20 protein-coding genes and 2 tRNA genes are annotated in these 25,196 nt (G+C 68.3%); 15 read left to right on the top strand and 7 right to left on the bottom strand.

Annotated elements, in window-relative coordinates; genetic code table 11:
* Positions 1–11 precede the first annotated feature (11 nt).
* From ACOKR1_RS12490 to ACOKR1_RS12430, 13 genes are all read left to right on the top strand, one after another.
* A complete protein-coding gene (locus ACOKR1_RS12490) occupies positions 12–1,331 on the top strand; it encodes a glutamate-5-semialdehyde dehydrogenase (RefSeq protein WP_422933377.1) in 1,320 nt (439 codons plus the stop codon).
* A gap of 91 nt (positions 1,332–1,422) precedes the next feature.
* Complete coding sequence (locus ACOKR1_RS12485; RefSeq protein ID WP_422933376.1) at positions 1,423–1,674, top strand: hypothetical protein; 252 nt, start codon at positions 1,423–1,425, stop codon at positions 1,672–1,674.
* A 14-nt stretch (positions 1,675–1,688) separates the two neighbouring features.
* The gene (nadD, locus tag ACOKR1_RS12480; RefSeq protein WP_422936632.1) at positions 1,689–2,390 is read left to right on the top strand and encodes a nicotinate-nucleotide adenylyltransferase; all 702 of its coding nucleotides are present in this window, start codon (positions 1,689–1,691) and stop codon (positions 2,388–2,390) included.
* Positions 2,391–2,398: 8 nt separating this feature from the next.
* Positions 2,399–3,622 (top strand): hypothetical protein, encoded by a 1,224-nt coding sequence (locus tag ACOKR1_RS12475; RefSeq protein ID WP_422933375.1) that lies wholly within the window; start codon positions 2,399–2,401, stop codon positions 3,620–3,622.
* A gap of 29 nt (positions 3,623–3,651) precedes the next feature.
* The gene (rsfS, locus tag ACOKR1_RS12470; protein ID WP_422933374.1) at positions 3,652–4,044 is read left to right on the top strand and encodes a ribosome silencing factor; all 393 of its coding nucleotides are present in this window, start codon (positions 3,652–3,654) and stop codon (positions 4,042–4,044) included.
* Between the two features lie 6 nt (positions 4,045–4,050).
* Positions 4,051–4,746, top strand: coding sequence for a histidine phosphatase family protein (locus ACOKR1_RS12465; RefSeq protein WP_422933373.1), 696 nt, complete (start codon positions 4,051–4,053; stop codon positions 4,744–4,746).
* Between the two features lie 117 nt (positions 4,747–4,863).
* A tRNA-Ala gene (locus ACOKR1_RS12460) sits at positions 4,864–4,936 on the top strand.
* Between the two features lies 1 nt (position 4,937).
* Positions 4,938–5,010 (top strand) — tRNA-Ala (locus ACOKR1_RS12455).
* Between the two features lie 212 nt (positions 5,011–5,222).
* Positions 5,223–5,456 (top strand): hypothetical protein, encoded by a 234-nt coding sequence (locus ACOKR1_RS12450; RefSeq protein WP_422933372.1) that lies wholly within the window; start codon positions 5,223–5,225, stop codon positions 5,454–5,456.
* 188 nt (positions 5,457–5,644) lie between these two features.
* Positions 5,645–7,123 carry a DUF3375 domain-containing protein gene (locus ACOKR1_RS12445; protein ID WP_422933371.1) on the top strand — a complete coding sequence of 493 codons (1,479 nt, stop codon included), beginning with the start codon at positions 5,645–5,647 and terminating at the stop codon, positions 7,121–7,123.
* Positions 7,120–7,830: a DUF4194 domain-containing protein gene (locus tag ACOKR1_RS12440; RefSeq protein ID WP_422933370.1), complete on the top strand. Its 711-nt coding sequence runs from the start codon at positions 7,120–7,122 to the stop codon at positions 7,828–7,830. Before ACOKR1_RS12445 ends, ACOKR1_RS12440 begins: the two co-directional genes overlap by 4 nt.
* Entirely contained in the window at positions 7,827–11,234 is a 3,408-nt protein-coding gene (locus ACOKR1_RS12435) for an ATP-binding protein (protein ID WP_422933369.1), read from the top strand. Before ACOKR1_RS12440 ends, ACOKR1_RS12435 begins: the two co-directional genes overlap by 4 nt.
* Positions 11,234–12,379 carry a Wadjet anti-phage system protein JetD domain-containing protein gene (locus tag ACOKR1_RS12430; protein WP_422933368.1) on the top strand — a complete coding sequence of 382 codons (1,146 nt, stop codon included), beginning with the start codon at positions 11,234–11,236 and terminating at the stop codon, positions 12,377–12,379. The genes ACOKR1_RS12435 and ACOKR1_RS12430 overlap by 1 nt, the downstream gene beginning before the upstream one ends.
* An 825-nt stretch (positions 12,380–13,204) precedes the next feature.
* Here ACOKR1_RS12430 and ACOKR1_RS12425 read toward each other — a convergent pair.
* Together ACOKR1_RS12425 and ACOKR1_RS12420 are read right to left on the bottom strand one after the other, a co-directional pair.
* Complete coding sequence (locus tag ACOKR1_RS12425) at positions 13,205–13,855, bottom strand: response regulator transcription factor (RefSeq protein ID WP_422933367.1); 651 nt, start codon at positions 13,853–13,855, stop codon at positions 13,205–13,207.
* Positions 13,846–15,615: a sensor histidine kinase gene (locus tag ACOKR1_RS12420; RefSeq protein WP_422933366.1), complete on the bottom strand. Its 1,770-nt coding sequence runs from the start codon at positions 15,613–15,615 to the stop codon at positions 13,846–13,848. The genes ACOKR1_RS12425 and ACOKR1_RS12420 overlap by 10 nt, the downstream gene beginning before the upstream one ends.
* 201 nt (positions 15,616–15,816) lie before the next feature.
* Between ACOKR1_RS12420 and ACOKR1_RS12415 the strand changes: the two genes are divergently transcribed.
* Positions 15,817–17,937 carry an MMPL family transporter gene (locus ACOKR1_RS12415; RefSeq protein ID WP_422933365.1) on the top strand — a complete coding sequence of 707 codons (2,121 nt, stop codon included), beginning with the start codon at positions 15,817–15,819 and terminating at the stop codon, positions 17,935–17,937.
* Positions 17,938–18,081: 144 nt separating this feature from the next.
* The gene (locus ACOKR1_RS12410) at positions 18,082–19,419 is read left to right on the top strand and encodes a hypothetical protein (protein ID WP_422933364.1); all 1,338 of its coding nucleotides are present in this window, start codon (positions 18,082–18,084) and stop codon (positions 19,417–19,419) included.
* On the opposite strand, the gene ACOKR1_RS12405 is transcribed toward ACOKR1_RS12410, so the two are convergent.
* From ACOKR1_RS12405 to ACOKR1_RS12385, 5 genes are all read right to left on the bottom strand, one after another.
* Complete coding sequence (locus ACOKR1_RS12405; protein WP_422933363.1) at positions 19,385–20,272, bottom strand: hypothetical protein; 888 nt, start codon at positions 20,270–20,272, stop codon at positions 19,385–19,387. The two genes, ACOKR1_RS12410 and ACOKR1_RS12405, sit on opposite strands and share 35 nt — an antisense overlap.
* Complete coding sequence (locus tag ACOKR1_RS12400; protein WP_422933362.1) at positions 20,269–21,312, bottom strand: glycosyltransferase family 4 protein; 1,044 nt, start codon at positions 21,310–21,312, stop codon at positions 20,269–20,271. Before ACOKR1_RS12400 ends, ACOKR1_RS12405 begins: the two co-directional genes overlap by 4 nt.
* A gap of 117 nt (positions 21,313–21,429) precedes the next feature.
* Complete coding sequence (locus ACOKR1_RS12395) at positions 21,430–22,608, bottom strand: glycosyltransferase (RefSeq protein WP_422933361.1); 1,179 nt, start codon at positions 22,606–22,608, stop codon at positions 21,430–21,432.
* A 259-nt stretch (positions 22,609–22,867) separates the two neighbouring features.
* Positions 22,868–23,833: an IS481 family transposase gene (locus ACOKR1_RS12390; protein WP_422933360.1), complete on the bottom strand. Its 966-nt coding sequence runs from the start codon at positions 23,831–23,833 to the stop codon at positions 22,868–22,870.
* Positions 23,834–23,937: 104 nt separating this feature from the next.
* Positions 23,938–25,152: a glycosyltransferase family 4 protein gene (locus ACOKR1_RS12385; protein ID WP_422933359.1), complete on the bottom strand. Its 1,215-nt coding sequence runs from the start codon at positions 25,150–25,152 to the stop codon at positions 23,938–23,940.
* Positions 25,153–25,196 lie beyond the last annotated feature (44 nt).

Genomic DNA, 25,196 nt, shown 5'->3' with positions numbered 1-25,196 from the left:
AACTGGAATGCATGACTGACACCGTCGCCCACGAGACCGCTGCCGCCGACGCTCAGGCCGGCGCGCAGCCGGTCGACGTCGAGGCTGCGGTCCTTGCCATCGGTGACCGCGCACGCCGCGCGTCGCGTGCCATGGCCCGTGCGAACCGCGCATGGAAGGACCGCGCCCTCCGCTCGATCGGCGCCGCGCTCAAGGAGCACGAGGCCTCGATCCTCTCCGCCAACACGAAGGACCTCGACGAAGGCCGCGCCAACGGCACCTCGAAGGCGCTCCTCGACCGCCTCGCGCTCACGCCGGCCCGCATCGACGGGCTCGTGGCCGCGCTCGAGAACCTCGCGGGGCTGCCCGATCCGGTGGGCAACGTGGTCCGTGGCCAGACGCTCCCGAACGGCCTGCGCATGCGCCAGGTCAACGTCCCGATGGGCGTCGTCGCGGCGATCTACGAGGCCCGCCCGAACGTGACGGTCGATATCGCGGGCTTGGCCCTCAAGAGCGGCAACGCGGTGATCCTGCGCGGCGGAAGCGCCGCGGCGCACACGAACCGCGAGCTCGTGGGGATCCTCCGCGACACGCTCGCCGGCGTGGGGCTCCCCGAGGACGCCGTGCAGACCGTGGACGAGTACGGCCGGGCCGGCGCCGAGGTGCTCATGAAGGCGCGCGGGCGCGTCGACGTGCTCATTCCCCGCGGCGGGCGCGAGCTCATCCAGAACGTGGTGCTCAACTCGACGGTCCCCGTCATCGAGACCGGCGAGGGCAACGTCCACATCTACGTCGATGAGTCCGCCGACGAGGAGATGGCTGTCAACATCCTCGTCAACGCCAAGACCCAGCGTCCCAGCGTGTGCAACACGGTCGAGACGCTCCTGATGCACTCGAAGAGCACGGTGCTGCCCGCCGTCGCCCGCGCCCTCGCCGAGCGCGGGGTGCGCCTGCACGTCGACGGGCGCTCAATGAGCGCCCTGCCCGAGGGCGTCGAGGCGGTGCCCGCGACGGACTTTGACTGGGCCACCGAGTACATGGACCTCGACCTCGCGGTCGCAACGGTCGATTCGCTTGACGAGGCGCTCGATCACATCCGGCGCTGGAGCACCGGCCACACCGAGGCCATCCTCACGAACGACCTTCGGAATGCGGAACGCTTCGTCGCGGAGATCGACTCGGCCGCGGTGATCGTCAACGCGTCCACGCGCTTCACGGACGGCGGCGAGCTGGGCCTCGGGGCCGAGGTGGGCATTTCGACGCAGAAGCTCCACGCGCGCGGCCCTATGGGGCTCACCGAGCTCACCACCACGAAGTGGATTGTGCAGGGCGAAGGACAGGTGCGGGGCTAAGGTTTCCCGTCCCTGCTCCGGGGTAGGATGAACCGAAGATCGGTCACGGAAGTGGCCGCAGATAGTTTAGAGGCTTTGAAGGGGTTCAACCATGCTGGCAACGGTCATGACTACCGCGCTCTCCGTGAGTGCTGAAGCCGCCGGACACGAGTCGCCGGCCCCCACGATCGCCCCGCCGTTCGTGGTGGGCGGAGTCCTGTTCGCGATCTTCGTCGTGCTGATGTTTGTGACGCTCTCCTACACGAACCTGGGCCGCCGCCACGAGGCCAACGACGAGCACGCCGACCCGCACCGCCAGCACCCGAACAAGCACGACCGCCATCAGGGCGCCTCGAGCCACTGACCTTGGCTGATCCAATGGAGGTGCCCGGAGGGCGGCGTGTCCGCCTCGGCGTGATGGGCGGGACGTTCGACCCGATCCACCACGGGCACCTTGTCGCGGCGAGCGAGGTCGCGTCGAAGTTCGGCCTGGACGAGGTCGTCTTCGTGCCGACGGGCGAGCCGTGGCAGAAGAGCAGCCGGCGGGTGAGCCTCGCCGAGCACCGCTACCTCATGACGGTCATTGCGACGGCCTCGAATCCCCGCTTCACGGTGAGCCGCGTCGACATCGAACGTCCAGGCCCCACCTACACGATCGACACGCTGCGTGATCTGCGTGCCGAGCGACCCGAGGCGGATCTGTACTTCATCACGGGCGCGGACGCCATGGCGCAGATCGTCTCGTGGAAGGACATCGACGAGCTCTGGGGCCTCGCGCACTTCGTGAGCGTGACCCGCCCCGGGCACGAGCTTCCGGATCTCGCGCGGGACGAAGTGAGTCTCCTCGAGGTTCCCGCCATGGCTATTTCCTCCACGGACTGCCGTGCCCGCGTCGCGGCCCACGAGCCCGTGTGGTATCTGGTTCCCGACGGCGTGGTGCAGTACATCGCCAAGTACGGGCTGTACGTCGACGACGACCACGCGCGGTCGGCCGGCGTCGCGGACGTGGTCAGTCTGGCCCGGCTCGACGATCCTTCCCGCGGCACAGGTCTCCCCGGCGGCACCTCGGTGGCCGGGTGAACGAAGCTATGAACAACGAGGACAAGCCGATCACGAGCCGACGCGAGCGTCGGCGCGCCCAGGGCGGCGGGGATGGACTGGCCGAGCTGACCCCGGCTCAGGCGCGCGCCGAGGCGGAGGCAAGGGCCGAGGCCGAGGCGAGCGGGGCCGTGCCCGTGGTGCCAGTTCCCAGCGTTGCTGCCCCCGCCGAGGCCGGGCCCGCCGAGAGCTTCCCCACCGGGGACGCCCCCGCTGAGAGCACGGAGACGGGACGGATTCGATCCCGACGCGCGCTCAACGCGCCAGTGGACGCGGTGCCGAGCGAGCGCAGTTCGCAAGCTCGGGCGCGTGACCGCGAGGCCCTTCGGGTCAGGCGCGAGCTGGCGGAGAAGGAAAGAGCGGCGCAGCTCCCGAGCCGCCGGTCGCTTCGGCCGGCGGAGCCCGCGGAGCCGGTAGACGCCCCGGAGCAGCAGCCCACGTGGCCGTCAGTCCGCGCCACGCCTCCCATGCCGGCGAGCCGACCGGGCGGTGACGTGCCCGCCGGTGTCCTCCCGGTCCTTCCCGGTCAGGTACCGGCAGCGGAACCCGCCGAGGGGCACCCGGGTGAGGAGCCGCCGTCGTTCGCTCCGTTGCCGGGCCCTCCCCGCCCGGCCCGGCAGGCCCCTCTGCGCCAGGCGCCCGACGGGACGCCCGTCATGGGCCCGGAGACGGGCTCGTTCAGCATGCTCTCGCACGAGCAGATCGCGGCCGCCCGCGAGCAGCTCCGCGAGGAAACCAAGGGCCCGGGGCAAGTTCGGCGGGGTGAACCGGACGCCGTCGACCCGGAGACCCTCAAGCAGCAGCTCGCGCAGGCGGAGCGCGCGGCGATCCTCAATCGACGCGCACAGACGCGGCAGCGCCTCGCCGAGGCGTCGCGACGCGACGCCGAGACGGTGGGCAAGGCCGGGACGTCGCCGACGGCGGCCAACAACCTCGCCATGGTGACCCCGCTCGAGTACGTCAAGGTTCCCGGGCTTCCGCATCCGGTGATGCGGCCGCCCACCACGACCCACGTTCCGGTCACAACCGGTGCGGTCCGCGAGGCCGCGCCCATCGCGGCGGCGTCGGCACACGGTCTCGAGCCCCTCGGCGTTCAGACGCCGCGGGGCAACCGCGAGCGAGTCCTCATGATCTCGTTCGGGCTATTCGGACTCGTCGCGCTCATCGCGGCCATCGTCATCGTCGTGCTGTTCGGCAGACTGCCGGGACAGTAGAACTTTTTCACAGGACTTCAAGGAGAAGAGTGAGCGCAGCAGAAGCGGCGATCGAATCCGCAAAGGTGGCCGCGAAGGCCGCGGCGGACAAGCTGGCTGAGAACATCGTGGCCGTGGACGTGAGCGAGCGGCTCGCGATCACGGACCTGTTCGTGATCGCCTCGGCGTCCACCGAGCGCCAGGTCAACTCGATCGTGGACAACATCGAGGACGAGCTCATCAAGCTCGACCGCCGGCCCGTGCGCCGCGAGGGCCGTTCCGAGGGCAGGTGGGTCCTGCTCGACTACGGAGACATGGTGGTCCACGTGATGCACGACGAGGACCGTGCCTTCTACGCCCTCGAGCGTTTGTGGAAGGACTGCCCGGTCGTGGATCTGGGGCTCGACGAGTCCGGCGCGGCGGCCGCCTCCGCGGCTGGCTGACCGGCCGTGGGGGAGAGGCGGAGGATCGTCTTCTGGCGCCACGGACGCACCGATTGGAACGCCGCCGGCCGCTTCCAGGGCCAGACGGACATCCCGCTGAATGACGACGGCGTGCGGCAGGCAAAGCACGCAGCGCGCCTCCTCGCCGTCATGGGACCGACCGCGATCGTCACCTCAGACTTGCAGCGCACGCGGGCGACGGCGGAGGCCCTCGCCGAGGAGACGGGGCTGCCGGTCGCCGTGGATTCCGGGCTGCGCGAGACGAATGCCGGCCGCTGGCAGGGCCAGACGTTCGACGAGATCCGGGTCGCGGACGGCGAGCTCCTCGCGCAGTGGGAGGACGGCGCCGTGGATGTGGCCGCCGGCGGGGCCGAGACGCGGCTCGACGTGGCTGCCCGGACCCGCGCCGCCGTCGAGCGGGCGCTGGGGGAGCTCGGGGACTCGGGGACGCTCGTCGTAGTAAGCCACGGCGGGGCGATCCGCGTGGTGCTCGCGGAGCTCCTCGGGCTCCCGCACTCGCTGTGGGGAGCGCTCTCGGGGCTCTCGAACTGCAACTGGTCGGTGCTTGAGGAGCGGGGTTCGGTGGGTTCCCGTTCGCTTGGTGGCGCGCCTGATGGGGCGCCCGACGGCGGGGCTCGCTGGCGCCTCGGAGAGCACAATGCCGGGACGCTTTTGGTGCCCGTCGCGGTGGTCGAGGGCTGACCTCACGCGGCCCTGTGGATTTGTGCGCGGGGCTGGCGCGGTCTAAGATGGACGAGTTGCTCCGGAGGAGATCAGGGGACCATTGGGTCCTCGGAACGTCTCGCCGGCCGCGATTCTGGGGCTGTGGCGCAGCTGGTAGCGCACCTGCATGGCATGCAGGGGGTCAGGGGTTCGAATCCCCTCAGCTCCACGGGGGTATGGCGCAGTTGGTAGCGCGTCTGCATGGCATGCAGAAGGTCAGGGGTTCGAATCCCCTTACCTCCACGGGTTTGTTTTTATCAAAAGTGCATTGACTATGAGGCCGTCCGGAAGGGCGGCCTCAATCGTTTCTGGAGGCGCCCGGCCGGGTGAGGCTGGCGTATGGTTCGTTGAAATCGGCGCGGATCTGCTCGGGCTCGGGGCCGAGGAAAGATCCCCGAGAAGATGGCCTGGCTGAGCTGTTTGCGGACTGTGTCGGTGGCGTTCACGTAGGCCGTGTGGGCGTCCTGCAGCAGGTCGAGCGCGTCGCGGATCTGCTGTCTGAGGAGCGTTCAGTCCGTCTCGATGGTCTCTCGTTCGCGGGCGAGAATGGTGCGCTCGGAATTGAGGCGGCGCGGTTCGGTGAGGAAGAGATCGCGGGGGAGTGCGTCGTCTATAGGCGTCGAGCAGTTGGCCTGATTCGCCGCGACTGTCCGGGTCTGTTCGATGATCGCTTCGAGTCGTTGCCATAGATGGACTGTTGGCGGTGGAGACCGGATAAGGCGATCCGCTCGATCTGGTCACGCTGGGCTGGATTCAGGGCGATCGAGCGGTAGAGGTCGTTGCTCGACGTGCGCGGTGGGCAGTGCCTTGCGTTGCTGGCATTCACGGGGGCGACGTATGGCCCCGGGGGCTGCGCGTCGCCCGCTAGGCTGGATCGGTGAGTGTACTGCGCGCCGCGCTCGAGGCCAGCCGGCTACAGGAGTCGGACCCCGCTTGGGCCTTGCTCCGCGCACGCAACGCACCCGTCGCGATCGCGATCCTTGAAAAGCAGCTCGGCGGCGAGGCTCGCCGAGTCGCCGCCCCGGTCCTGTTCGAGAGGATCGAGGACGACCTCGAAGAGCTCCGCTCCCACGGCTTCGACCTTCCCCAGACAGCCCAGCAGTACTGCGCCGAGTGGCGCTCGGCAGGGGTACTCATCCGCCGTGCGGCCGAGGGCGCCCGCGAGGAGACGCTTGAGCTCTCCCAAGGCGCGCTCACCGCAATCCGGTTCGCATCCCAACTGTCGGCACCTCGTGCTTCTGTCACCGAATCGCGCCTCGCCACCGTCATCGAGCGGCTGCGCGCGCTCGCGCGTGACACTGACCCAGACATCGGATCGCGCCTCTCAGCCCTTCAGGTTGAGCGGGGCCGCCTCGATGCACAGATCGAGCGCGTGGCAGCTGGCAACGTCGACGTCCTGGCGTCCGAGCATGCCTCCGAACGGCTGCGTGACATCCTCGCTCTTGTCGAGGAGGTCCCCGCAGACTTCGCGCGGGTTCGCTCCGAACTAGAGGGGCTCAACCGAGACCTCCGCGAGAAGCTCATCGACCAGGAGGGCAGCCGCGGCGCGGTCCTCGACGACATCTTCCTCGGGGTGGACCTCCTTGCCTCCTCCGACGCGGGCCGCAGCTTCGCTGGCTTCTATGCCCTCCTGCTCGACCCCGAGCGGGGCATCGAGTTCGAGGAGAGCGTCCAGGACGTGCTCGGCCGCGACTTCATGGACACGGTCACGGGGCAGCAGGCGAAGAGCCTGCGACGCATCCTCCCGACTCTCCAAGACCGCAGCTCCGAGATCCACGGCGTTATGACGGCGTTCAGCCGCAGCCTACGCCGCTTCGTCCAATCGCAGGATTTCCTCGAGGACCGCCTCATCAACCGTGAGCTCCGCTCGGCCCTGCGCCTCGCACTCGACACGTCGGACACCGTCAAACCTTATGCCAGGACGGCCCTGATGCTCGACCTCTCGAGTGTCCCCCTCGACTCCGTTGCTGCGCTTAGCCTCAACAACCCCGGCGACTTCGCGGCGTCGGCCCAGGTTGTCGCGCATGCTCCGGAGGCCGTTGACATTGAGCAGCTCCGCGAGCTCGCCCGGGCTTCTGACATCGACATGGAGGAGCTCAGCGAGAACGTCAACGCGGCCCTCGCCGAGCTCAGTGCCGCGACGATCGCGGACGTCCTCGCGCTGCGGCCGGCCACGCAGGGGGTTGCGAGCGTCGTGGGCTTGCTCGTCCTTGCGGAGGAGTTCGCCCGGCCGCTCGATGGGCGCGAGGACGTCATCTGGGAGTCGTCGCGCGGCACGGCACGCCGCGGGACCGTGGGACGCCACTTGTTCACCGCCCCGATCGGCGGACGCCCGGGCAGGAGACCCGGCCCATGACGCACATGACGCCGGAGACTCCAGCGGACGCTTTGGGCTCCGCCCCGGCTTCCGACCCCGATGTCCAGCTGGCCTCCGCGCAGCTCTGGGACGGCGACGTGGGAGAGCTACGCGACAGCTCGCGCCGGGCTCTAGTCCAGCTGCTCAAGGGCCCGTACCTCTCCTCGGCCCGGCACGCGAACCTTTGGTCCGCGCTCCTCGCGGACGAGGCCCCGATCCGCTCGCGCCTGGCCGACTTGTACCTGGATCTGGTGCTCGACCTTGAGGCGGAGGTGGCGTTCGTCCGTAACGTGGGTGCGGCCTTCGAACGCCCCGACGTGCCCAAGGTGCTGCGTACCGCCCCGCTCACGTTCCTCGACACGGCGCTTCTCCTGCACCTGCGCCAGCAGCTCCTGCACGACGTCGGCGGGTCCAAGACGATCGTGGGCCGCGACGAGGTCGCCGACCAGCTCAAGGTCTACCAAGGACGCGACAAGGCGGATCCGGCCGGATTCGCCAAGCGCATCGACGCGTCTTGGAAGAAGATGATCCGCTACGGACTCCTGGCGCCCACGAGCACGGAAGGTCGCTTCGAGGTCTCCCCGGTCCTGCGGCTTGTGTTCGGCGCCGCGGAGATCCGTGCCGTCCAAGAGGAGTACCGGCGGCTCGCCGGTGCAGGCGACGAGGACCCACCAGACAGCGCAGACGACGGCGAGGAGGACACATGAGCCAGATCCGGCCCGGGCAGTGGCGGCTCGAACGCCTCGAGGTACTCAACTGGGGCACATTCGGCGGGCACCACAAGGTGGACATAGCTAGGCGCGGGTTCCTGCTCACGGGGCACTCGGGCTCTGGAAAGTCCTCGCTCTTCGACGCCGTCGCCGCTGTCCTGACGCCGCGCGGGAAGCTGAGGTTCAACGCTGCGGCGCAGGACGCGAACGCACGCGGGGAAGACCGCTCTCTTGTGACGTACGTGCGGGGCGCGTGGCGCCGCAGTGCGGACGAGGAGACGGGTGAGGTCGCGAGCGACTACCTGCGCAAGGACGCGACGTTCAGCGGGGTCCTGCTCAAGTATAGCGACGGGCGCGAGGCAGCCGACTACCCCAAGGGAACAGGTGGCAAGAATGCGGCCAAACCCGTGCTACTCGTCAAGCTCTACCACCTAAAGCGGGGGGCCAACACGCCCGCGGACGTCTCGGAGCTGAGCCTGATGCTCAACGAGGACGTGGCGCTCACGGACTTCGTTCCCTACCTCACCAAGGGGATCGAAAAGCGCAAGATCAACGCCGCGTGGCCCGACGCGTTCGTCACAGATCAGCACTCGCGCTTCGCCGAACGGTTCTCGCGCGCTCTTGGGATCCGCGGCGACAACGCGCTCGTGCTTCTGCACAAGACCCAGTCGGCAAGGTCCCTCGGCACGCTCGACGACCTTTTCCGCACGTTCATGCTCGACCGGCCCAAGACGTTTGAACTCGCCGAGACCGCCGTGGCCCAGTTCGCGGAGCTGTCAGAGGCGCACCGCTCTGTGGTCGAGGCGCGTGAGCAGGTCGAGGCCCTCGGTCGCCTTCGCGAGCCAGTCGCTCGGTTCGAGGACGGCAGCTTCCGGGCGGATGCGGCTGACCGGCTCTTCGGGGCCCTCAACGCCTTCACGAACGCGTGGAAGCTCGAGCTCGCCCGGAAGGCGAGCGCCGAGGCGGAGTCCGCCGTGGAACGGGCCGAGCACGAGGCGAAGACCGCTGCGGCGGCCACGGGGGAGCGGGCCACTGAGCACCAGCTCGCGCTCGTGCAGGTCGACCAGCGCGGCGGCGCGGCCCTGGCCCAGCAGCGCGAGGCGATAGGCAACGCGGCGGAGCGCGAGCGCATGGTCCGCGCGTCGTGTGCGGCGCTCGAGCAACGGCTCGCCGCGGCGTCGGTCGCATGTCCGACGTCGTTCGAGGAGTTCGCGGAGCTGCGGGGGGCAGCCGAGGGGGAGCGTGCCGAATCGGACGCCGCCGAAGCTGCGGGCAAGGACGCACGCCTCGCCCTGTTCGACAGCCTCTCCGTCGCGAAGGGCAAGGTCGAGGGCATCGACGCCGAAGTCGCATCCCTCCGAACGCGCCGGTCGAACATCGAGGACAGGCTGGTCCGGGCACGCGAGCTCGTCGCGGACGCCGCGGGGCTTCCGTCGGCCGCATTCCCGTTCGCGGCGGAGCTTCTCCAGGTGCGGCCCGAGCACGCGGAGTGGACCGGCGCGATCGAGCGGGTCCTGCGGCCCCTGGCAACTGTCATGCTTGTCCCCGAGGCGCACATAGCGAAGGTCCGCGCGGCAGTCGACGCCCGGCACCTCGGCACACGCCTCGTGTTCGAGGCCGTCCAGTCCCGCCCCGAGCCAGCCCGGAGCCCGCGCTCGGAGCGTTCGCTCGTGCACCGCGTCGAGGTCAAACCCGGGCCCATGGAGGATTGGCTGCTCTCCGTCCTGACCCGTCAGTACGATTACGAGTGTGTCGACTCGCCTGCCGAGCTCGCGACCCCCGACGCGGCCGTGACCCGCACTGGCCAGGTCAAGCGCTCCCGCACGCGGCACGAGAAGGACGACCGTGCCGCCGTCGACGACCGCTCCCGCTGGGTTCTCGGATTCGACAACCACGACAAGGTGGAGCATCTCCTCGCGCTCCGAGGCCCCGCGGTTGCGGCGGTCGCCGAGGCGGAGAAGGCTCTTGAGGAGGCCGAAGATCGGCGTGACGCACGGCGCCGGCGGGTCGACGCGCTCGAGGCCCTCGCCTCGATCGAGTGGGACACCATCGACGTCGTCGCGGCCGCGAAGGTAACCGCCGACCGGCAGGCCAGCCTGGACGAGCTCCTCGCCGCGAGCCACGACCTCCGCGCGGCCGAGGCCTCCGCCCGCGAGGCCCTGGACCGGCTTGAGGCCGCCAAGGACACGGAGCGCCGTGCCAACGACGAGGCGTCTGTCCTGCGCGCGCGCTGGTCGCAGATCGCGAATGAGATCCGCGCGCTTGAGGATGCCGTAGACCCCGAGCGTCCCGTCCCCGGCGAGCTCGCAGCCGAGCTCGAGCGCCGTTTCCTCAAGCACCGGCGCAGCATTACGTTCGACAGTGTCAGCGATGTCGCCCTCGCCGTCTCGCGTACCCTCTCGAACGAGGAGAAGGAGTCCCGCGCGGTTGCAGAGTCGGCGCGTCGCGAGTTCGAGAAGTCTGCGGGGGAGGTGTGGCGTCGGTGGCCCGCGCTCACTGCGGAGCTGCGGCCCGACGTCGCCGACCGGGCCGGCTTCCTCGCGGTCCTCAAGCGGCTCCAGGTCGACCGGCTGCCGGATTTTGAAAATCGCTTCTTCGAGCTCCTTGAGACGCAGTCTCAGCAGAATGTCGCGCAGCTTGCTGCCGAGATCCGCGGCGCGATCCGCGAGGTGCACGAGCGAATCGACCCAGTGAACCGCTCGCTGCGCCGCTCCGAGTTCGACGCAGGCAAGTACCTCAAGATCCGGGTCCGGGAGGCTCGTGGCGACTTGGGAAAGCAGTTCCTCGCGGACCTGCAGACCATCAGCACGGGCTCGTGGGGCCTCGAGGACCGTGCTGACGCCGAGCGACGGTTCAATGTGATGCGCGCGCTCATGTCCAGGCTCGCCTCGAGCGAGGCGGTGGACGTGAACTGGCGCAGCCATGTGCTGGACACGCGCCTGCACGTGCGCTTTATCGCCGCCGAGATCGATGCCCAGAACCGCGAGCTCGCGGTCCACGACACGGGCGCGGGCCTTTCTGGTGGGCAGCGGCAGAAGCTCGTGACGTTCTGCCTCGCGGCGGCGCTGCGCTACCAGCTTGCGGGGGACGACGAGGACGTGCCGTCGTACGGGACCGTGATCATGGACGAGGCCTTCGACAAGGCGGACTCGAACTTCACGCGCATGGCCATGGACGTGTTCCACGAGTTCGGTTTCCACATGGTGCTTGCAACCCCGCTCAAGCTCCTGCAGACACTTGAGGACTATATCGGCGGGATCGCGGCCGTGAGGTGCCTCGACTTCCGCGACTCGCGCGTAGGACTCGTGACGATCGAAGAGCTCGCCGGAGAAGACGCGGACGGCCGCGCGGGGCTGCCTCCCACGACAGCGGCGACCGAGACGGCAGGCCAGCTCTTCTGATGCCCGTTCCCGTAACCGTCGACGCCGCACGTGCCGCGGCGGTGAAGAAGTACGAGAAGTACGCGGGCGCCTGGGCGGTCGACTGTCCGCACGCACCGGCGTTTGTGCTGCCACTGCATCCCCCGACGGAGCGGGCGGCCCTCGCCGACCAGGCTGGCGCGGTCGCGTGGGTGCGCTCGTGGGTGGGGCAGGACGGGGTCGAGTGGGGCGAGCGCGCGTGGGCGTCGCTCGGGCGCCAGAGCGTCCCGGTGAGGCTCGTCCTAGCGACGCCCGACGACGTCGCCGCTTTCGCTGGCTGCGTCCCGCACTGGCATCGGGCGAGTTCGAGGGCAGCGGCCCTCATCGCGCGTGCCGACGACGGCGACCCGGGCACCGCGCGCGAATTGCGCGACGCCGTCGTACGTTCGACGCGGGCGATCACAGACCTCGACGACGCCGACTTCGGCAGGCTCGCGGACGTCCTGGCCTGGCTCTCGGAGCATCCCGAGTCCGGCCTCTACATCCGGCAGCTGCCGGTCCGGGGCGTGGACACGAAGTGGGTCGGCAGGCATGAGCCGCTCGTCGCCAAGTTGCACCGCGCCGCGACAGGCCGGGAGGGCCTCGGGCTCGCGCCAAAGCCGGATCTCATCCGGATGCGGTTCCTCGACCCGGTCCTCGCCCCGGGTGGTCTCTTCGATGTGGCTGCGCCGCTGTCGGAGGCGGTGGGCCTCGCGATCCGTCCACGGACGGTGTTCGTCTTCGAGAACCTCGAGTCGGTTCTCGCGATGCCCGCGTGGCCTGGGGCTGTCGTCGTGCACGGATCGGGCTACGCCGTGGACCGGATCAGCAGGCTGCCGTGGGCCGCCGCTGCCACGCGGCTCGTGTACTGGGGCGATCTGGACACCCACGGTTTCGCGATCCTCAACCGCCTCCGGGCTCAGGCGCTCGTACCCCACGCGGTTCTGATGGACCTTGCCACGCTGGATGCGTTCGCTGACCTGTGGGTCTCGGAGCCGACACCTGCGACGGGCGCCCTCACGCATCTGGAACCTGACGAGCTGGCGGTCGTCGACGGCCTCCGCGAACGTGGCGGGGTCCGCCTCGAGCAAGAACGCATCCCCTGGGCCCACGCCCTCGCGGCCCTCCTGACAGCATCCGGCTCTTGATCGGGGCCGTGGCCCATCACACTCCTCCGCCAACGTAACCGGTCGTAGAGTTCATGGCTCAACATTCGCGTGGGGCATGGCCACCATGTGGGCGGACCTCGGGCGCCGGCACCCCGGTGGCCACCGGCATGCGGCGGCGGGCCTGCACCGCGGAGCCTCAGCTTGGCCTTGGCGACCTGCCCGCCGGGGACCTCCTCGTCTCGTCGATGGAAGAGACACCTCCACCCTGCGCCGTTCGAACCCAGGAGATAGCCGACCTTAGGCAGCCGTTCAACTGAGCGGGCGCTCCCTCCCGTGTGAGTCCCGCACAAGAACCCCAGCCGATAGAAGCTTGTTGCGTACGGTACCGGCCGAGAACCCGAGCCGCGAACCCACCCGGTCGAGTGATTCGCCTGCGGCGTACCGGCGAACCATTTCGTCGACCTCCGCCGAAGACGGTGCGCTGCGACGAAGACGAACGCCCCGCTCGCGAAGCAGGGAGGCGAGCCGTCGCCGGCTCATGCCGACGACTGCGGCGATCTCTCGTAGGGTCTCGCCAGCCCGGTATCGGGCCTCTGCCACCGCCATGGACTTGTCGGACACTTGGGACTGCTGACCGACGCAGTGTTGCACGTGACCGGCGGATTGTCCGGTCCGCAGCATGATCCGGACGTGCATCGCAGCCACGTGTGCGAGGGATGGGGGAAGTTTCGATAATGCTCCCGATAGGTCCACCCGTAGAGGCCCGGATTTCCGGGCCTCTTTTCGTTCGCGTTGACGTGGAACCCCGATCTGGCGACGTCGCAGAACGCCGCCGAGCCGCTGCCCGTGATCGGTGTATCGGACTCAGCGCGCATTGAGGAAGGCCACTACCGCCAGTACCCTTCGGTGATCATCCGGGGACGGAGGTAGCCGCAGTGTCCCGAAGATGCTCCCCACGTGCTTCTCGACGGTGTACTCCGACAGGAAGAGTCGCTCGGCGATGGCTTTGTTTGACCGGCCCTCTGCCATCAGGGCAAGGACTTCGCGCTCCCGATCGGTGAGCCTGGTGAGTGGATCGTCAGCCTGACGGCCCCGCCCGACAAGCTGGCTCACCACGAGAGGGTCAAGTACCGAGCCGCCTCCTCCCACGCGCCGCACGCTCGCTGCGAGTTCGGCCAGATCGGAAACTCGTTCCTTGAGCAGGTAGCCGATGCCTTCTGTCCCGGCGGACAAGAGCTCCACGGCATATGCGGGGTGAATGTCCTGCGAGAGCACGAGAATCCCGATGCCCGGCCACCGCTCGCGGATCGCAGTCGCCGCCCGCAAACCCTCGTCCGTGTGTGTCGGTGGCATGCGGATGTCGACGATGGCGACATCCGGTTGGGTCTGCTCGACGAGCTCCAGCAGTTCGCCGGCGTCGGCGGCCAGCCCCGCGACCTCGAAACCGGCCTCGCGCAGCAGCCGAGCCAGTCCCTCCCTCAGGATGACTGCATCGTCGGCGACGACTACTCGCATGGGAGCCCCGCTCGGATGATCGTTCCTTGTCCCGCCGGGCTGGTCACGCTCAGCCACCCGCCGAGGGCCTCCACGCGGTCGCTGAGCCCGCGCAGGCCGGAGCCGTCCTCCACCCGCGCTCCGCCGCTGCCGTCGTCGCGGACTTCGACCCTCAGCTGTGCTCCGTCGAAAGTCGCGGCGACCGACACATTGCGTGAGCGAGAGTGCTTGGCCGCGTTGGTCAGTGCTTCGCTGACGACGTAGTACGCGGCGATCTCGACCTGATCGGGCAGCCGATGATCGACCCGCGTCGACAGCAGTGTGGGTACTGCGGCCCGGGAGCACAGGTCCTCTAGGGCCGCCGGCAGCCCGAGTTCGGTGAGAATGCTCGGATAGATGCCTTGCGTTAGCTCGCGCAACTCGGTCAATGCGGCCGAGAGGGCCTCCCGTGACTCGCGGACGATCGGCTTGGCACCCTGGGGATCGTCTGGGAGACGGGCATCGAGCAGGCCCAGCGACATGGCGATCGACACGAGTCGTTGCTGCGTCCCGTCGTGAAGGTCACGCTCGATCCTGCGCCGCTCGGAGACGGTGGCTTCGACGAGCCGAGTTCGCGAAGCCTCCAGCTCGACCAGTCGCGCCCGCAGCTCCGCCTGCAGACCCGCGTTCTCCAAGGCGAGTCCCGCCGCGGCGCAGGCCGATTCGACGAGGGAGGGGTCATCCAGAAGAGATGCGTCGTGGATCGCGGCGGCGATCCGGTGCCCTCCGCGCTCGACGTAGGTCACGGCCCGCGATCCGCCTCCCGGCGGAAGGTCGACGGCGTGTCCCTCGAGGTCGACATAGACCTCTCCGTCCGGCAGCCGGTACGCAAGATCGAGCGAGGGGTCGCCTAGCGCTCGGGCCAGAGCACCACGGAGCTGTCCGGGGGCGAGCTGATGCCCCAACGCGATCACCAGATCTCCGACTGCGCTCCTCGCCAGCCGGCTGCGTAGCAGCCCAACGAGAAATCCGAGCGGCACGAACGCGACGGCCAACGTAGCGGCGAGTCCAAGATATGTTCCCGCTGGGGCGTCGGAGAACTCAGCCACGACGAGGGACGCGCCGGCGAGTACGACCGCGATCGCTCCAGTCGAAAGGACGGGGGCGAGCGAGCGGCGCAGCACCTGCGTGGCATTCCACCATCGCCGCGCGGTCACGACGACGACGCCGACGGCGAGAGCCACGCCGACGGCGCGCTGCGCCGTCATGAGCGACTCGTGAAGCGTGTCATCGGTCGCGACGAAGAGGAGGTTCGTCGGGCAGGGGCAGCCCCGCACCTCGCGGTAGTCCATGAACGCGAGCATCACCAGCTGAACCACGGTCACGTCGAGGTAGGCGGCGATGACCAGGGCCTGCTCGGAGCGGGAGTGCAACCGCCCCTGGGGGAAGGCCAGCAGCAGATGGGCGAACACGGCTTGGGCAACCGGGCCTGCTACGAGCCCGACCGTGAAGGCGAGAGCGCCGTTGGCGTCGGAGAGCGACCCGGCCAACAGGAGGAACCCGGTGAGCACCATGAGCGCGCCCGTGCGGTTATCCGGCCTGGTCGCCCAGGCGACGAGGCCGCCGCCGATGAACGCCCACGCGGCAAGGACCGTCACGGAGGCGGTGGCCGCCGGATAGGTCACTCGGTCACCCAGGAGGATCACGGCAACCGCGGCCACGCCGGAGGGGAGAGCTAGCAGTGCGATTGCGGCCAGGAGTGCTCTGCGCTGCCTGAACGCCAGCGGCACGTCAGTGGTCATCGGATGCTCATCCGCCCTCGACTCCTCCTCCCACCGTGGTATCACTCCCAGGCAATGTTGGCGAGGACTTGGCGGCTAGCAGGGGGGAAGCCTCTGGCTGGCCGTCTGTCACGTCACTTCGCATCAGCGGACCCTCAATAGCAGGCCCGAATGGGACCGATACCACCGGGTAGCTCACATCGATGAGGGAGAACCACCACCATGTATGCCGCCATCGCCCGCTTCAGCATCCGCCGCCGAAGGTGGGTCCTGACCGCCTGGACGCTCGTCTTCGCCCTCGGCATCGCCCTTGCCGGGACGCTGTTCGGGCAGCTCAAGGAGTCAGGGGGGAACAGCGCGTCCGAGTCCGCCCAAGGCCGGGCCATCCTCCAGGAGGCCAGCACGTCCGGTCCGCGCGCCGTCGTGCTCGTCAAAGGACCAGCCGTCGACGCGCCGGCTACGGTCACCGCGGTCCAGCAGCTGACAGCAAAGCTGGCCGCGATGCCGTTCGTGACGGGGACAGTCAACGCTTACACCTCGTCAGACCCGCATCTGCGCAGCAACGACGGCCACGAGAGCGTCGTGCTTGTGTCGCTCGAGAAGGACACCGACCACCCGATGGCCGCGCACCATGACGTGGAGGCGATCCGCGAGGCCGCGCACGGTGCCGTTCCCGGAGCCGACGTCCAGGTCGGCGGCGACGCTGCAGCCGGGCTCGACGGAATGGTCGCCAGCACCAACGACCTCATGTGGGCCGAGCTTCTCTCGATGCCTGTCCTGCTTGTCGCGCTCGTCTTCATCTTCAAGGGCTGGCGCGCCGCGGTCCTGCCCGTTGTCGCTTCGATGGCGACTGGCGCTGGCGCGATGCTCGTGCTGCTCGGGATCACCCATCTCACGGACGTCGCCCCGCAGGCACTCGACGTGGTCCAGCTGCTCGGACTCGGACTGGCTGTCGACTACGGCCTGCTGATGGTCAACCGGTTCCGGGAGGCCAGAGCGGCCGGCAGCGACGTCGCGGCGGCGACCGAGCACACCGTCCGCACTGCGGGCAGGACCGTGACCTTCTCGGCCCTCACCGTGGCCGCGGCGCTCTCGGGGCTGCTCCTGCTCGACGACCCGACGTTCACCTCACTTGCCCTCGGCGGAATTTCGACGACACTCATCGCCATGACTGCCGCGCTCACCCTCATCCCGGCCTTCCTGGCCAGCTGGGGCGCCAAGCTCAAGGCCGCCGCGCGTCAGAACGCCGAGGACGGTCAGTTCGGTCGGCTCGCCCGCCGGGTACAGCGTCATCCCGTCCTCGTCGCCCTGGGTGCGACCGCAATTCTGGCCATGACCGCCCTGCCCTTCCTCCACGTCAACACGTCACTCGGCGACCCGCGTACCCTGCCGGCGACCTCGGAAAGCCGGCAGGTCAGCGACTCGATGGCCGCATCGTTCCAGCAGATGGGAACCGAGCCCGTCGTCGTCGTCGCCAAGGTGCAGCCGACCGACCCGCGGGTTCTCGCCTACGCCGAGCAACTGGGGCACGTTAAGGGCGTGATGTCGGTGGCGATCGAACCCGGTGCCCGGGGCGAGACGACCCTTATAGACGTCGTCCCCTCGGGGACGACCCAAGGGGAGCCTGCCCAACAGCTCGTCCGCGCGCTGCGTGCCGACCGGCCGTCGTTCACCACCTACGTGACGGGCGAAGCGGCATCGCTGGTCGACTTCTCGGACCAGATCGCCAACCGGATGCCGTATGCGATCGCGATCATCGCGGTATCGACCTTCCTGCTGCTGTTCCTCATGACCGGATCGGTGCTGGTCCCACTGAAGGCGCTCGTGATGAACACCCTCTCGCTCGGCGCGACATTCGGGGCCCTCGTGTGGGTGTTCCAGGACGGGCATCTCGCCCAGCTGCTCGGCTTCACGTCCTTCGGCGCGATCGAGGCGTGGGCGCCGCCGACCATTGCGGTCTTTGCCTTCGGACTGTCGATGGACTACGAGGTGTTCCTCCTGTCGCGGATCAAGGAGAGCCATGACGAGCTCAGGGACACCAACGAGGCTGTTGCGCACGGCCTGCAGCGCTCGGGTCGCATCATCACCTCGGCCGCCCTGCTCGTGATGATCGTCTTCCTGGGCTTCGCGGCGGGACAGACGCTCGGCATCAAGGAGTTCGGTCTGGCCCTTGCGATTGCGGTGCTGGTCGACGCAACGCTCGTCCGCTGCCTCCTCGTCCCGGCGACCATGACCCTGCTAGGGCGGGCCAATTGGTGGGCCCCCGCGCCGCTGCGTTGGGTGCACCGCCGAGTCGGCCTGAGTGAGACTCCTGCCGAAGTGGCGATCGGAGCTGCCATGTAGCCCCGATGCTGCGTCGGGCTGGCTGCCCTGGACCATTGCGGTTCCGGGCGGCCAGCCTTTCTTCTGTCTCGGCCCCGGTGGCCTGGCGGGCCCTCGGGGCCTGCCCCGAGGGCCACCACGGAGACGGCCTCCTCCCGCGTCTCCGTGGTTGGCGTCGCCGCTAGTGTCGCCGAGGGGACCGGCGAGGAGGAAAGGGACGGCATGGAACTCGTAGCTGTCGGTTTGATGATCGTCGTTGTCATTGCGACGCTCAGAGCTCCCGGTGCGCGGGCCTCCCTCGTGGCAGTCCAGGGGGCTTTGGTGCTCGTTGGGACGATTCCCTCGTTCGCGGCACCGTCCTCGATGCGGGTGTCAGCGACGATCTGCATCATCCTCTGCTCGCTGGTGGCCCTGCTCAAGGCACCGCGGGGCATGGCCTGGACTGGGGTGAACTGGGCCCTGGTCGCGCTGATGGTGTGCGTCGGCGTCAACGGCCTTCGGGGGTTGCCCTTCCAAAGTGGCATCTACTTCTTCGGCGTTGGGTGCTGCTTGGCGCTCCTGGCCGCGGTGTTCCCCATCGCGGCTCGAGCGTTCGGGAGCGCCCGCGTGCTTGCGCCGTTGGCGCTCATGCTGCCGATTCATTTGGCTCTGGGCCTCGCCGAGCAGACCAACCCGACCCTGGCGTTATGGCCGACGGGGACGTGGATGGACTTCCTGGAGAATCGCCACCAAGAACTCCTCCCATCGTTGCTGGCCGGCCGGTCGATGTCGGTGGCCGGCCACCCCATCCTCCTGGGGACCCTCGCCGCGGCGGGGATTCTCGTGGCCATCGAACTCTTTCGATCCAGCCGGAAGGGCCGATACCTCGTTCTTGCCGCCTCCGGCATCGGTGCACTCGCTCTCTCGGGCACTCGGAGCGCCGTCTTCGCCGGCGCGGTCTGCCTCGTGATCTCTTTTCTCGTGGCCAGGCGTGGGGCGAGCCGCCTCATCCTCAGCATCGTTTTACTCGGGGCCGCCGTCATCGCGATTCAGTCCGGCTTTTTGGCCTACGTGTTCAACGACACCGTTCAGTCCGGCGTCTCCTACACTCATCGCGTCGACGTACTGAGCAGCACCGTCGATATCTATCAGAACGCAAACAGCCTTCAGCTGCTACTTGGGGTGGGCGACGGGAAAGCAACGAAGCTCTTCGAGACCGTGATCAACGCCGACGACAACTTGCAAATGTTCGACAACCAGCTCGTGAGATTCTTCGCCGTGTCCGGCGTCCTCAGCCTTGTGCTCCTTGCGGCCGCATTGGTGGTTGCGTTCCGCCGGGCCGATCTCCTCACGGCCTTGCTCCTGTGCTTGTCAATCATCATGTTCTTCAGCTTCGACACCATGACCTGGTTGGCCAGCGCAGCTCTCTTTGCCGTCAGCGCGTCCGGTCCGCGGTCCCCGACTCAGTCCTCGCGTCAGGCGGAACGAATTAGCGCTGCCGCCGTGATGTCGCCAGCCATCTGAGAAACGCGAACAGGCGCCGCCAGACGGCTAGCCAATAGCGCGCAGCGCCCGAACTAGCCAGTTGGATGTCTCTGCTTGCCATGGTGTCGCGACTGGGAATCACCGCACGGTAGACGAGGGAGACGCGGCGCCACCCCCTAGCCCGTTGTATTGCCCGCCACCGGAGCAACCCTGGAACGCTTTCGCCGAGGCGTTCGGTCCAAGCTGCGCTCGGTTCCGCGAGGGCTCGGCCGGCAAGCCGATCTCCGTAGGCGGATTCGAGGAACGGGCGCAGCGCCCCTGTTGCCCCCGTTCTGTCGGCGAATTCGACGAGAGCGTCGAAGTCCGGAAGGCTGGGCGAGGCCAACAGATGGGCCAGGTCGGTCTGCGATTGCCTCAGCCAAGGGCTCCGAAGGGCATGCAGCATTTGGATGACAGCCATGGCCGTCTTGCCCGCTGCCGGGACATCGACACCGGCAACGTTCTCGATGACGGCAGTCAACAGGATCTCGTGGAGGACCGCGTCGGTCTCGCCCTCAAATCCCGGATACCACGAGTGGACATCAACGTCGACATTCCACGACGGGTGATAGAGGGTCGAGGAATGGGACGCAACAATCTCGGATGAGTCCGTGGGCCGGAGCCGCCAACCGCGCGCTCCCAGGACTCTGAGCATGACCCTCTCACCGCGGGCATCGGTGAGAACATCGACATCGGCCGAGGGCCTCTGGGGCCGGAGCCCCCACCTGGTCGCGATGGGACCCTTGATGACCACCGCGGGGAGCCGTTCGCTCCGGATGATGTGGCCGCAGAGGGCCGTGGCAAGCAGGGATCCCTCGTTCGGGCACAGGGTCGCGCTCGTCGGCACGTTCACGCCGTTGTGGGGCTGCCGGTCGAGAGGCCGTCCAGTAGGTCGCTCACGATCCGCGCCGAGTTCTTCCAGCTGAAGCGGGCCGCGTTGGCGAGGCCCTTTTCTCTCAGTTGGTGCCGCAGCTGTTCGCTGGACACTACCTCAACCATTCGGGCGGCGATCTGGTCGACGTTGAGCGGGTCGAAGAGGATGGCCGAGTCCTGGAGCACCTCCGGCAGCGAGGCCCTGTTCGCGGCGAGCACTGGCGCGCCGGCCGCCTGCGCTTCGAGTACGGGGATTCCAAAACCTTCGTAAAGCGACGGGAACACGAATGCCGTCGCACCCTGATACAGCCGAATGAGGTGCTCGTCGGAAACTCGCCCGGCGAAGGTGACTCCCGGCAGTGTCGCCCCGGATGTCACGCCGGTGTCGCGGAAGGACCGATTCCTGCTCCCCACGAGCGTGAGTCCGACCGACGGATGGAGGCCGCTGCGAAGATAGGCGGCAATGAGATTCTCGAAATTCTTGTGCCGATTCGGGGAGGACACCGCAAGCAGATAGCGGGGCCCCTCGTCGGCGGAGCCGACGGAGCCGCTGGAGCGGGGAGCGAATTGCCCGTCGACGGCGTTGGGGACGACAGCAAAAGCGCCGGAATCCAATCCAAAGCAGGCCGAGATTTCCCTGCGCGAGAACTCGCTCACCGTGAGGATTTTCCGGCTTCGTCTCAGCGCCGGCGGTACGGCGACGCCATAGAACATTCTGAAGGCCCGGCTGAAGCTTTCAGGATGCCTGATGTAAGTGATGTCGTGCGCAGTCATGACCTTGTTCCGATAGAAGACCGGGGCGGTACTCATCAGGTTCAGAAGCAAGGGGCTGCCGCTGCGATGGAGGTAGGCCGGGAGGTCGATTTGCTCCCAAGCGTGACCTCGGAGCCTTCCGATGGCCTCAACGGGGTAGCCCGCTTCCGAGGGGGTGAAACCCCGAGGAGCTACGAACACGAGGTCTTCGCGCTGTGCCGCCAGAGTTCGAATGATCTGCTCGGCAAATCGTTGCACTCCCGTCATTTCCTGAGTCAGATGCCGGCAATTTACCACTATCAAAGAATTCTTCCTTTCCACAGGCCGGGGCGCTCGCGGGCTCTTCGGAAGTGGGGTGCAGTTGTGGGATGTGCGAACGGAGTCTCAGCCGGCGGCTCGGAGCGCGCGCCCCGAGATCTCCCTCACGGCGGAGCGGAGCCACTCGCGGAAGCGGTCTTCGGAGAACTGCTCGACGTGGGTTCGAATCCTCTCCGCGTCCCACTCGTGAGGCTGGAAGGCGAGAATTGCGTCGCGGATGGACGCCGGGGTCGGGTGCTCAATGAAAGTGCCGGTGACCCGCTCGACAACCGTGTCCAGGTAGCCGCCCCCGCGCAGCGCGATGGTCGGCCTTCCCCAGGCTCCGCCTTCGAGTGGGGTGATGCCGAAGTCCTCGTACGACGGTGCGACAAGGGCGGCTGCGGACGAGTAGGCCCACCGCATCTGGGCGTCGCTCAGATGGGACGCGAGCCGGACGTTCTGGGGGAGCGTCGCCTCGAGGCGCGCACGGAGGGGTCCTGCGCCGATCACGAGGAGCCGCTCATCGAGTCCTCGGAAGGCATCGATGGCCTCGGCCACGTTCTTGTACGGGAGGAGGCGGGACACGATGAGGAAGTGCCCGCCGTCGCCCACGAAGTCTTCGAGGCCGGAGATCGGCTCGAGCTCGCCCTGCGTATCGACGCTGTGGGGCGGGTGGACAATATCGGCATCCAGTCCATACACGGCCCGGATCCGGTCGCGCACGACGCTCGAGTTGGCCACATAGCGATCCGCCCCCGCGGCCGCCCGCCGATCCCAGCGCAGGAGGAATGGCTTGAGCGCGGCCAGCGCGAGAGCCTTGGCGCTGCGGCGGCGTGAGTCCCCGAGGTATTGGTCTGTGAGGTAGAGCCAGCGGGCGGGGGAGTGGCAGTAGGCAAGGACCCGTCCGGGGGTCCGGAAGCCGTGCGCCCACCCGCTCGTGGACGTAAGGACGACGTCGGCAGGCACCTTGAGCGCGCTGGCCGCCGGGGCCAGGAGTGGCAGAGCGGCCCGATGGTCACGCCGGAAGCCGGGGAAACGGTTGAGCGGAGAGGTCACGATCCGGGCGGCGCGGAATTCCGGATAGGTTCTCTCAGGGTCGTAGAGCGTGGTGTAGATCGTGGCTTCGGGGAAAGCGCGGTGCATGGCCAGTACGACTCGCTCGGCCCCACCTCGCTGGGTGAGGTAGTCGTGGGCGATGGCCACAGTAGGCTCCGTGCCCTTTTCCCGCTGGGCCGGCGTACCGGCCATGGCACTGGTTGGGTCCATGATTGCGACGCTAGAAGCCGCGTTGGGCACTGAGACGCGCCTCAACGGGCCGTACGTGTTGGCGGAGGGCGGCACCGCTGAGGATCGGGGGAGTTGCCAGGCGCCGTTCAGTACGGCAGGGACAGCGGCTCCGTTGCTCTACGTGTCCTCAGCCTCCCGCGTCCGTGGCAGCCCGCACCGACTCACCGGGTTGATGCGCCGCCGCCCGGCGCGGACACCACGCCGAAAGCGCGGCTGCGGCACTAGGTGTACCCGGCCATCAGGATGGTTGCAGTCGGCTGATCGGGGGTTTGCCTCCGAGTGCGCTGTGGCTTCTGACAGTGTTGTAGTGCTCGATCCATGGTGCAAGTGCTGATTGGCGTTCGGTGTTGCTGGTGAAGGGGCGCCGGTAGGCCCATTCGGTGGCCAGGGTGCGGTTGAGGCGCTCGACTTTGCCGTTCTGCCAGGGGCAGTGGGGCTTGATGAACTTCTGCCTGGCTCCCAGTGCGGCGCAGACGGCCTTGAGGTCGTTGGAGTGGCGGTAGGCGAAGGCGTTGTCTGTCATGAGGCGTTCGATGCGGGTGATGCCCCTGGCCGCGAAGTAGGCTGCGGCGCGCTCGAGGAACCCGGCGCAGGTGGTGCCCTTCTCGTCGGGGAGGATCTCGGAGTAGGCCAGCCTGGAGTGGTCATCGACCAGCGAGTGCACGTAGTCATAGCCGGTCCCTGCCCCGCGGCTGCGGTTTCCCTCGGCACGCCCCAGAGCCCTCCACCCGCCGCCGTCGGGAATCCGGCCCAGCTTCTTGACGTCCATGTGGACCAGCTCGCCGGGCCTCTGGCGCTCATAGCGGACGGCGGTGGACTTCGAGGAGCGGAGGGGATCGCCGGTCATCGGGTCGCACTCGCGCAGGTAGGGCACCCCGTGCCGGCGCAGGATCCGGGACACGGTCCGAGCAGGGACACCGACCTTCGGGCCGAGGACGTCGGGGCCCTCGCGGCGCTCGGCGCGTGCCGCGAGCACCCGCTGCTCGACCTCTGGCGCGGTCCGCGTGGGCATCGAGCGGGGCCGCGATGACCGGGTCTCCAGCCCGGCCTCGCCCTCGGCCTCGTACCGCAGGATCCAGGTCCTGACGCATTTGCGGGAGATCCCCATCGCCGCGGCGATATGGGCCTGCTTCCAGCCGGAGCGGTGGCGCTCGATGATCAACCTACGGCCATGGACAGTCAGACGGGCGTTACGGTGGAACACGAGAACCTCCGGGTTGGAGTGGGCCTTAGACAAGCCACATCCCACTCGGAGGTTCTCCCACGTTCAACCAGACTCGCCGCTACCAACGTCCTGGCCGAGTACAACTAGGCACGGCGAAGGAGCAGCCGGACCCGCCTGCGGAGCCGCCTGCTGCTCATCGGCGCGGCGCCGTCGCGCCGGATGTGGTCGATCAGTGACTCAAGCTCGGCCTCGAAGCGGTCCGCGAGCTGCGGGTCGCCGAAAGTGGTGAAGACGGCACGCGCCTCGCGAAGGAGGCCGTCGGCGGATGCCCGGTCGTCGAGGAGTCGCTCGATCTGGTCTGCGAGGGAGCGGGCCGAGCGGGGCTCGAAGACGAGTCCGTTGCGGTTCGCGACGATCTGCTCGACGGCGCCGCCCTGGTCTGACACCACGACGACGCAGCCGTGAGCGAGCCCCTGGGCGATCACCTGGCCAAAGGGCTCGGGCAGGCGCGAGGGCAGGACCAAGACGTCGGTGGACGCCATCCTCACAGGGACGTCGTCCACATGCCCATGCATTTCGGCGGGAAAGGGTGCCTGCTCAAGGCTCCGCCGGAGATCGGTCACGTAGCCGGCGTCGCCCACGAGCCCGCCGCCGTACAGGTCGAGGCGGAAGTCTGCGCGGGGCCTCTCGGCCTTCACGATGCCCAAGGCATCGACGAGGATGTCCAGCCCCTTCCAGCGTTCGGGGCGGCTGAAGGCAGCTATCCGGACCGTTCCCTCTCGAGGGAAGGTGCTCACCGCCTCATCAGGCGGTATTCCGGGGACGTTCGACGGCGGGTACGTGACGGAGCGCGGGATCTCGGACAACGAGGCGGGTATGGTCGAGGCCGTCCATTCGCTGTTCGCCATGAGGCCGTCGAACGCTGGGTAGACGAGCCGGAAGATGATCTCGGTGACTAGCCCTCGGTCCCTGACCCGCTCGAGGTCCTCCTGGAGGTAGGCGAGCGACGGGATGCTGCCGAACGGGATCATCGCCAGCGTCTTCACCACCGCGGCGCTCATGGCGACGACGGCGTCCGGCCTGGACTCCCGGATGATCCGGAAGAGCTTCGGCAGGGCGACGATCAGCATCTTCCGTTCGAAAGCGCGGCCCGGGTACAGCACCCGGACGTCGACGCCGGCAGCGCGGAGCCTCGCCGCTACTGGGCCGTCTGCGAGGAACACCACGGTGGGGCGCATCCGGGAGCTGCGCTCGAGCAGCCACAGCAAGGCGAGCTGGCCGCCGCCGGGGCTCGCCGCATGGTCAACGAAGAGGATGTTCCGCCGTCCTTGATCCCGAGCCGTTCCCGTCACCTTCATGTTCCTCACTGTCAGTAGCTGATTGGGTCCGAGGCGGGAGCGGT

Origin of the sequence: Sinomonas sp. P47F7 (genome assembly GCF_049332655.1) — a bacterium.
Classification (GTDB): Bacteria; Actinomycetota; Actinomycetes; order Actinomycetales; family Micrococcaceae; genus Sinomonas.
Note: the sequence above shows the minus strand (reverse complement) of the source record. Positions and strands in the feature narration are given on the sequence as shown.

Coding starts and splice junctions, on each gene's coding strand:
- ACOKR1_RS12490 (WP_422933377.1), top strand. CDS start 12: ATGACTGACACCGTCGCCCACGAGACCGCTGCCGCCGACGCTCAGGCC.
- ACOKR1_RS12485 (WP_422933376.1), top strand. CDS start 1,423: ATGCTGGCAACGGTCATGACTACCGCGCTCTCCGTGAGTGCTGAAGCC.
- nadD (WP_422936632.1), top strand. CDS start 1,689: ATGGAGGTGCCCGGAGGGCGGCGTGTCCGCCTCGGCGTGATGGGCGGG.
- ACOKR1_RS12475 (WP_422933375.1), top strand. CDS start 2,399: ATGAACAACGAGGACAAGCCGATCACGAGCCGACGCGAGCGTCGGCGC.
- ACOKR1_RS12440 (WP_422933370.1), top strand. CDS start 7,120: ATGACGCACATGACGCCGGAGACTCCAGCGGACGCTTTGGGCTCCGCC.
- ACOKR1_RS12435 (WP_422933369.1), top strand. CDS start 7,827: ATGAGCCAGATCCGGCCCGGGCAGTGGCGGCTCGAACGCCTCGAGGTA.
- ACOKR1_RS12430 (WP_422933368.1), top strand. CDS start 11,234: ATGCCCGTTCCCGTAACCGTCGACGCCGCACGTGCCGCGGCGGTGAAG.
- ACOKR1_RS12425 (WP_422933367.1), bottom strand. CDS start 13,855: ATGCGAGTAGTCGTCGCCGACGATGCAGTCATCCTGAGGGAGGGACTG.
- ACOKR1_RS12420 (WP_422933366.1), bottom strand. CDS start 15,615: ATGACCACTGACGTGCCGCTGGCGTTCAGGCAGCGCAGAGCACTCCTG.
- ACOKR1_RS12415 (WP_422933365.1), top strand. CDS start 15,817: ATGTATGCCGCCATCGCCCGCTTCAGCATCCGCCGCCGAAGGTGGGTC.
- ACOKR1_RS12400 (WP_422933362.1), bottom strand. CDS start 21,312: ATGACGGGAGTGCAACGATTTGCCGAGCAGATCATTCGAACTCTGGCG.
- ACOKR1_RS12395 (WP_422933361.1), bottom strand. CDS start 22,608: ATGGACCCAACCAGTGCCATGGCCGGTACGCCGGCCCAGCGGGAAAAG.
- ACOKR1_RS12385 (WP_422933359.1), bottom strand. CDS start 25,152: ATGAAGGTGACGGGAACGGCTCGGGATCAAGGACGGCGGAACATCCTC.